This window comes from Bartonella queenslandensis AUST/NH15, from assembly GCF_000312585.1.
GTDB classification, from domain to species: Bacteria; Pseudomonadota; Alphaproteobacteria; order Rhizobiales; family Rhizobiaceae; genus Bartonella; species Bartonella queenslandensis_A.
The window spans coordinates 18,866-27,519 of the sequence record NZ_HE997979.1; the positions used below are offsets into that span (position 1 = coordinate 18,866).

The window sequence follows — 8,654 nt, forward strand, 5'->3', positions numbered from 1 at the left end:
AATCCTAGCTTGAAGATTTGCATATGTATTCAAGATTTAAATGGATCAACAAGCTATCTGATGAGATATTATTCACCTTCAATGATCGTCTTTTACGGCATATACGGCATAATAGGATCAAATGATCCATGGGCTTTGATCATCGCCTATCAGAGCTCTCAACCAATCCGCTCTTAACAAGGTATCACGACACAAAAAAAGAGAAAGAAACGCGAAAGAGAGATTGGATAAAATCTTTGATTTCTCAGCAACAAATTCTGGGAATAAAGGGAGATTTTCTTCTTTCTTTTATTCCCCTCTTCGCAGTGATCACTGTCTCAATTGTCTCAAGAGCAATAGGCAAACGTAACCTTTAAAGGTGCGCAAAAAGTAAAGTCATCAAGAGGATTCATTTTTTTCAGGAATGCCTCTAGGCTTTCTGCATGATATATTCAATAAGACTTTTTTCATAACAAACATTTTGCAAGCATTTTTATCTTTCTCTCACACAGCTTTCATTCTCAAGTTTTGACAGCATAAACCACCGCCATATTGACGGGGCGTGTTTCATCCCCCCCTGTTTTTTGCAACAAGACCTTATGTTCATGCTCCCCCGCAGGCTCTGTCAAACAATTTGTCCTATACACTACAGCTACATACGCTGAATGATTTTCGCGTTGGAACTTTAGAATCTCATTTTCAATCGTTGACAAACTATGCTGGTGTTTACCTGTCGAATCTGTTTTTCCTTCATGGGTATGCGATTTAAAAGACTCTTCTTGTCGACTTCCCAAGAGGCGTCCTTTATCAATTTCTTTTCCACTATCGAGCCCCCGTAAAAACATTCCCCGTAAATCGGGAACATTGAATGTTGTTTGCCCATCTCCTTTTCCCCATGTTTCCCCCAGAACAGCAAAGAGATTGGCATAATTCTTTCGTGAATATTCTTTACCATCACAGAGCAACCACCCAGAGGGTATTTTTTCCGTAGCAAAAGTCCCAATAAATCCGGAAGAAAAAGATTCCGGCAAAGGAGGCAAGGGCGGAATTTCAGGAAGTTTTATGGTAGGATTGGTTAGAAACCAGCCATCAGCATTTTTTCCAGCAATATCATGCGTATAGACGAGTTCATAAAGCCCCCCCTTTTGTATTTCTCCCCCTTTTAAAGGCACAATCCCCTCTGGAGTTGCCATATAAGTTGGTTTTGGGGGCAACTGATTTAAAGAAACATTTGTTATTCCGCTATTGACGCCTTGTGCTTTAAAGCGCACAACAATGCCATCCATATAAGTCTCAAAAAAAGACTTTGTTGCCAAACGAAGGGATGTCCTCTTGTTCTCCCGATCAACCGTAAACTGTGTTTCAATCCCACCTCCATTATCCAACAAATATTCTTTGATACGTTGCATCATAACGCGAGCACTATCATTAACTGAACTTGGTGGTTGCCCTTCAGCCCAGTTTATACTCTCATCGACATAAGCATTTTCTGATGCGATGATTGACCAATCATAAATCGAACTCATAGAAGACACTCTTTTTGCAAAAAGGAAAAACGCGCAAAGAAGGAAGAAAAGAAAGCAGCAATTTTATTTTTAGAATCCGGAATTTTCTTCATTTTCAGACCTATTTTGTCATAATCAACATGCAGTAATTTTGTTTTTGCATTGACAAAAACAGCTTCAGGCTTCACACGCAACACGTCTTGTGCCAGAACACCTCGATAACGTTGTGGGTTTCCTTTATAATTAAAGGTATAAAGAGGATATCCTTTTTTCTTTCCCACAGGGATAATATTTTCTTTTGCTCTCACATCACAAAGTCCTAGAATTCCTCCGACCAATCCCAGCACTTGCTGCGCATCACGCAACGGATCTTTTGGTACAGAAGGTATTATTGTGGATTTTCCTGACGTTGTTCCGTAATTTCCCGCCGCCTGTGTTCCGACCTGTAACAAACGTCCCAATCGGTTCCAATCTTGATTATCTTTTTCGGACCATTTTTGGCGTTCAGCATCTAAGATATTCTGACGGTTTATATCTTGAATCATCCCCCCTTTCAGAGCATTTCCTTGCACATTGCTCTGTCCTTGATAATATGCATTTGCCGCATTAACCTGATCATATTGAGAGCGATCAATCATCTGATTTGCGTTCATCATATTATTGATATCTTGATTATATTGCTGTGCTGCAGCATTTGTTGCCAAGGCGCCTAACTCATCAGCCAACACACCAGTATGAGCCCCCGAACCATAGCGTCCTGCCCCAGACATCGATTGATTAATCGCATCGGAAGTTTTATTCAAAGCATTTTGCAATGCCGTATTAAATTTACTATTGCTTCCAATCCAGTTTCCCTTCGCCATACTGGAAAGATTTGCAGCACTGTTGGTTGGTGCATTTAACCACTGAGTTACCACAGGATTATTATAAAGCCCTGCGGCTTGTTGTAGACCGGTCAGCGCATTTTTTGTCATATCACCAAGACCAGCAACGCGCTCTCCCTGATAAACGTTTCCGCCAATTCCTTTATTATAAAGCCCAAGCGCGTCAGCACTGGCTTGTTTAAGAATATCCGCCGCCCAAGCAGGAGGAGCATTTGTTTGTGTTGTTGTCTGTACTTGAGGTGTTTTTTTTCTACTCATGGACCCAGAACCTTTCTATATTGAATAAGATTACGAGAATAACCGTGATGAGCGAGCTTTTTCGCCCATCCAATTCTTCCAAACATGTGTATTTCTTCAGCTTTGATTTTTCGCGCCCATTTTTCGACTTCATCAATCAATTTGACCAATTTCAGCCCTCCCTCTCCCGCAAGATCTGAAAGAACGACGCATTTTTTCCCCGTATGGGCACTTTCAACTTTGGTCATTGCAAAAGCACTAAATTGGATTTTATTTTTTAAGACCAGCCACAATTGTGCTTGTCCTGTCACGATTTCTTCAGCAATTTTTTCCAGACAAACATCATCAGGAAAGCGCTGTGCATATTTTTTAAATGCCCCATTGAGTGCCTCTTGATAGGGCGCTATTTTTTCCCATGACCATTGCTCTGTCAGATGAGCAGAATACAAATCGTGATGATTTTGCATCATGATTTTAGCTCTCTGAACTTTGTCACGCACATCCTACCCCCTAACAGACTTCACATATTTCATGTTTACCGCACACTTTTCAAAAGAGGACACCGAGAAGCCCCCATTATCTCCCCATTATCTCTCCCTAGACATCCCCTTGTAACAAGAAAAGAGAGCCGCTTTTTTTATAAAAAACCGTAGTGCAGACTATTCTCCCCTATCATAAGAAAGCATCAACCCCGCCTTATGCCTTTGAGGATAAAGACATCGTTTATTGCAATGTATTCTTCGATTATCATGGCTTGGCTTATCGCATCGCTCTTTTATTATAAGAGCCTAACTATCGCATGGATCTTTTATTATAAAGGCATGCTTATCGCATATATCCTTTTATTATAAAGGCATGCTTATCGCATGCCGGCCGGCATCAATTCCACATCAAATCCCGTAACATGAGACCAATTCATCCCCTCAGGAATACGTAATTTAAAGCGATAAAACCGCGCCCTTGCGCGACAATGAATTTGTCCGGTATTATGAGAAGGCTGTTTTTCTGGCAACCAAACGATTTCCTCTTCAAGAGATTGTCGAAAGCGCATTCCCACAGACAAATAAAACTTTCCACTATTCACTTGAGGCATAATATTTTTCACCCGTGTTATCATGCCATTTGTCTGCCCCATTTCTTGTGAAGTGACCACACAAGCCATAGGAGAACCAGAAAATGAACCAAGTCTTCCCTGTTGATCAAATGCTCCTAAAATAGGTGATTCATTTTTCCAAGCTTTACTATCGAGAGAAAAGGACAAATCATCAATATTTTTAGCCACAAAATCAAGACCTTCTAGAGTTGTTCCGGTCAAGAAAATGGGTAAGATCATTTTGATATCCACGAGTGCTTTTGTCCATTTTTGCAATCCCCAATCATAAATGAGCAAGATCCGTTTATGAAGACTTTCATCCGTATCCACCATCCAATAAACACGATTATACACACCATCGATAGCAGCAGACATCGTATACAGATTACTCTGTCTTGATTTAGCAGTCATCGTTCGATCGACTTTTTCAAAGCCAATGGGTATAATCTGTCCGTCATTTGTTATTTGATAAAAACCGCCCTCATCGGCAAAAAATGCCAAATCTCCGCGACAAACAATCGATTCAGCATTTTTTGCGCCTCGTTTATCGTGGATTTTTTGGAAACTAAAAATAATTTTAGAGCCAGGGATAAAAGAACCGGCATAGATCGCAGAACGCATAAAGATAATTGGATTTGTTGTTTCGGTCGCTCCTTGCACGAAACCGCCATCAGGAAAATCTTGATAATCACAGCTTTTTTTCCCTACGGTCCAAAATTCTGCATCATTCAATCCAGACCAATGAACCCGTCTTGGATGCTCGGTTAATTTCATCAAACAAACGAAATCTCCCCAGATACGAACAATCCCCGCTTGTGGTGGATTTCCCCCTAAATTTCTAAATGTTTTATCACGAATAATATCGATCACTTGGGGTTTATCATTGGCATTTACCGCAATGATAAAATCACCAAACAAAGCAAAAGACCACGGCGCATCGACATTAGCCAGATAAGTTTTTCCTTTTTGGCTAATATCTTTCCATTTCATGGTTGTATTATCAAGTAAGAAGATTTTGTCGTTTGTCCCAACAATAATAGAAACCCCATTTTTTGTTTTAACCGCAAGAGCGCCTAAAATGGGCTCAGGACATGGCTTTGACAAAGGCTCAAAACTTGGCATAGGGATGTAAGAGCCATCAGCTGGAAGCACATTGACAAGTTCATCGGTAAAAATTCCATTGATATCGGCCACATCGGGTCGATAATCAGCGATTGGGAAAAAAGCCATCAAGACCCCCATAAAATGTTTGAAGAGCCCAGTGCTAAAACATCAAGGAGTGCTAAAACATCAAGGCTTGCTCATTAAAACCACAAAAGCCCTTAGAATGAAACTCTAAGAGCACAAAATTCTATAAATAGACAACCTAAGATTGACATACGCATCGAGAAAAATGATATCACACATCATGGGCGAGCCCACAGCCCCTACCAGCGCTCAACCAAAATTAACTCACCAACACGCTTTCATGCCAGCATCAACCCAAACTATTGAGAAAAAAGCCTTAAAACTCTTCATAAAATCTTTGAAGAGCCCAGCAAAATCAAAATACCAAGACTTGCTCATTGAAACCACAAAAGCCCTTAGAATGAAACTCTAAGAGCATAAAATTCTATAAATAGACAACCCAAAGTTGATTTATTCAAAAAAATCAACGCCCACCACCCCCAGCAGCGGCTCCCCTCAAGTCCCACCCCTCAATGCGAATTTAGTCCTCAGTACCAATCCAGACACCAGCACGAATTCCCTCACCAAAGCGAATCCAAGCATAAGCATGACTTTCGTCTTTAATATCAATCTTCACCCATAAATAATGGGAAAAAAGTTTTTAAAAATTCATTGGACGAATTTTTGAGGAATTCTTTCGGCGTGATGTTTCGATGCGCAAAACTTGAAGCTGTTCTTGAAAATCTCTGAAAGAAACGGCGGCATATTCAGGATCCTTGAGGATATTTTTATACAGTTCATATTTTGCCCGTGCTTTAATGAGATCAAAAGCATAAAGCAACCAAGGATTATTGTCCTCTTTCAGTTTTTCATCGGTAACATAAACAGGAGCATAAGAAAGCTGTACGTCTTCGACATTTTCTGGTGTTGGAAAGAGTCCTATTTTTTGGTCAAAGCACGTATAAAAGACTGGCGTTCCTAACTCAGGATGCATACCATATTGTTGATGCAACACTTCAACGGGCTTAAAGAACAACTTTATAAGTGTTTTGTCCTTTGTTGCTAAAAAGACGTCTTCTAGAATTTTTTCTGATTCAATAAAAACGCCTTCTTCTTGTCCATACCATGTTTTCTCACTTTGTGTTTTGAAGGTACTTTTTCTTCTTTCATTAAAGAAAAAGGGTTCGCGTTCACACAAACGCAAAGCCGTCACAATTGAATCTTGAATTTGCTGGGAATATTCAGCTGTTGTATCATCAATTTCATCTTGAATAAGCGTGACCATAGAAGCAAAATTTTGCGCGCGGTCTGACTGTGTAAGATCGCGGTTGTTAGGATCACTCGATAAAGCGGTCATAAGCCTGTCCTTTTTCTGGAAGCATTTTAAATTTTTCCCCCAACAGAGGATTCTGTTGGGGAAAGTGAGCCAACATTCGCTTTAAGCAGGTTCTCCATAAGTTGGGATGACAATTGTTCCAAAATCCTGAGCCCCTTGCGTACTTCCAGGCAAGGTAAAGCAGGTTTTTTTCATTCCAATAATGGTTTTTGCCGCAACGCCGAATTCTCTTTCATAATCGAAGAGTTCTTCCACCAATTTATAGCGTGTTGCCCCTCGATCTTTCCCAAAAGCAATCACAGCACTTTGCGCACCAAGGAGAACAGCACGACGCACATTGGGGACAGCTTTATTTGCCGTTCCAGATTCGACCCCTTCGGTAATATGTTCAGCTTCGCGTAACACAACACCATTATACATGCCCAAAGAACCATCATAGAGCGGATTTTTGATACGGCTTCCACTATAGATAGCCTTTGTAATGTCGAGCCATTGTCCAGCATCTGTATTGGTTCGCAATTGCGTCACTTGGGTTGGATGAAGATAAAGGACATAGACATTTTCGCCATCGATCCGCACGGGTCTAATTTTAGGATTTGCCAATTTAGCCCGTTCAACCGCTTTATCGATCAGTTTGAGATTAAACACATCGTTTTCTTTTAAATCTTCATCTTTTGTTTTATCATTAGGGCGCACAATGCGTTTATTGGTTGGTGCGGTTGGTGCATTAAACCCATAATGAACAGGTTTAAGGGTAATTGTGCGTCCTTCAAAGTTAATTGTTTTTGCGGTATATCCGCAAACTTGAATGAAGAACATCATACTCAAACGATCCGCATACCAATCAACCAAACCATTTTTTGCCTCGGTACGCAAGTCGTGGAGAATACGTTGCTGATCAATGGTACCCTCATTTTTGACACGCACCGCATGAACAAGTTCATTAATAGCCAAGCGATCATTGAGAAATTGTAAGGCTTCTTCATTGCCTTCCAACGTTTGCCCTTCGCTCACCCCATCGCCGAGCAACTGCACACGCAAATTAAAGCTAATGGCATCCCCACTTGCTTTTGTGGTTTCATCCTTTAATTGTACGATACTGTTTGAATCATTTCCAATTAACGGTGCAATCGGAATTGCTTTTGAGACTTCTTGGTTTAAGAGTTTAGACCATGTGCGCACTGCCATTGGGTCATTGAGTCCGATATAAGTTACAGTCATTTTATCCTCGAAAAGTTTATTGACATAAAAAAACCAGCAAAGCGCTGGGCACTCAAAACACCACATTTCATTTCAGATGGTGAATAGGTTGTTCGTGTGTTTTGTTTCTGTTAGCGTCTACCTCCCACTCTCCCCCTTATAAGAGCTCTCCTCACCACATCTGTACTTTGAGAAATCCTTCCCCCTCCCCCACGCTCTCTTACGTTTCCGCAAAAAACTCCCCCGCATTTCATGCATCAAAAGCCCCTCGCGCTCTCCCATAAAAATCTTCCCCGCACTCACGCGACCAAAAACCTCTCACGCTCCCGCAAAAACACTTGTCACATTCTTGTTTTTAAAATTCTCTTCCCCCCATTAAACGATTAAAAGCCGCTTTATTTTTAGGATCAGCAACCCAAGTGCTAAATTCAGCTTCTGACATTTTATCAAGCATATCCAAGGAAATTGGTCCATTTGGCGTCAAACCATTATAAGCAGCCAGTGTACGGGCAGAATTGTGTCTTTCCTGTAAATTTTCCCCCATGATATTGGGAACATTTGTATAGCCAATTTTTTGTGCAATAGAATAAATCACTTCCGCTGGATTTTGATTTTTTTGCGCACAATCACGCAAGATCTGCTTCAACTCCTCACCAATCCTTGCATCAATATTTTGGGGATCTGCCATTTCGGGATAAAGCGAAGCACAAGCTGCCAACTGTTTAGCGCGTGTTTCATAAATAAAATCCGCCGCTTGATCAAAATCATGATGTTTTTGTTTAACACTTGCAACAGACTGCTGATAGAATGCATGCAACTGTTCTGCTTCAGCAACAGCCGGTTTAGGTTGTTGTTTTTCATGTAAAAGCCCTTGTTTTTGGAGTGTTTTTCCCAACCATTGCATATAGCCCATAAAGTCTTTTTGCGGATCTGGCGGACCATTCTCTCCCCCTTGCTCCCCTTTTTCTTCTTGCTGCGAAGATAGCTGGTATTGAGACATTTGCCCTTGGAAATTTTCTTCCAAAGTTTTTTCTTTTTCTCCTCTTCCAATTTCGCTGTCTTCTCCCTCTTGTGTTGAGGCAAGAAAATCCTGTTTCAATTGGTTTTGTTCTGCCGGCGTTAAGTGTTCTTGATCCATGACATTAGCTTTCTCTTTTTTTGAACAATAAAATTAACTTTTTCAGATACAACAGCCTGAAAGCATTTATTCCCAATGCTCTCCTATCACTTGGGCTTCACCATTCCCCCATTTT

General features: G+C 40.8%; 7 protein-coding genes. All 7 read right to left on the bottom strand.

Going from position 1 to position 8,654, the window contains the following annotated elements; translation table 11 throughout:
- Positions 1-500: 500 nt before the first annotated feature.
- The 7 genes from BN338_RS01090 to BN338_RS01125 all read right to left on the bottom strand — a co-directional run bounded on the left by BN338_RS01090 (position 501) and on the right by BN338_RS01125 (position 8,539).
- Positions 501-1,505: a phage tail protein gene (locus BN338_RS01090; RefSeq protein WP_039758221.1), complete on the bottom strand. Its 1,005-nt coding sequence runs from the start codon at positions 1,503-1,505 to the stop codon at positions 501-503.
- Positions 1,502-2,626 carry a tail fiber domain-containing protein gene (locus tag BN338_RS01095; protein WP_039758224.1) on the bottom strand — a complete coding sequence of 375 codons (1,125 nt, stop codon included), beginning with the start codon at positions 2,624-2,626 and terminating at the stop codon, positions 1,502-1,504. Before BN338_RS01095 ends, BN338_RS01090 begins: the two co-directional genes overlap by 4 nt.
- A complete protein-coding gene (locus tag BN338_RS01100; RefSeq protein ID WP_156809228.1) occupies positions 2,623-3,075 on the bottom strand; it encodes a hypothetical protein in 453 nt (150 codons plus the stop codon). The genes BN338_RS01095 and BN338_RS01100 overlap by 4 nt, the downstream gene beginning before the upstream one ends.
- Before the next feature lie 389 nt (positions 3,076-3,464).
- Positions 3,465-4,928 carry a hypothetical protein gene (locus BN338_RS01105; RefSeq protein WP_039758227.1) on the bottom strand — a complete coding sequence of 488 codons (1,464 nt, stop codon included), beginning with the start codon at positions 4,926-4,928 and terminating at the stop codon, positions 3,465-3,467.
- A 598-nt stretch (positions 4,929-5,526) separates the two neighbouring features.
- A complete protein-coding gene (locus BN338_RS01115) occupies positions 5,527-6,222 on the bottom strand; it encodes a hypothetical protein (RefSeq protein ID WP_039758232.1) in 696 nt (231 codons plus the stop codon).
- Positions 6,223-6,303: 81 nt separating this feature from the next.
- A complete protein-coding gene (locus tag BN338_RS01120; protein WP_039758371.1) occupies positions 6,304-7,422 on the bottom strand; it encodes a N4-gp56 family major capsid protein in 1,119 nt (372 codons plus the stop codon).
- Between the two features lie 334 nt (positions 7,423-7,756).
- Positions 7,757-8,539, bottom strand: a complete 783-nt coding sequence (locus BN338_RS01125) for a hypothetical protein (protein WP_039758234.1) — start codon at positions 8,537-8,539, stop codon at positions 7,757-7,759.
- Positions 8,540-8,654: the final 115 nt, after the last annotated feature.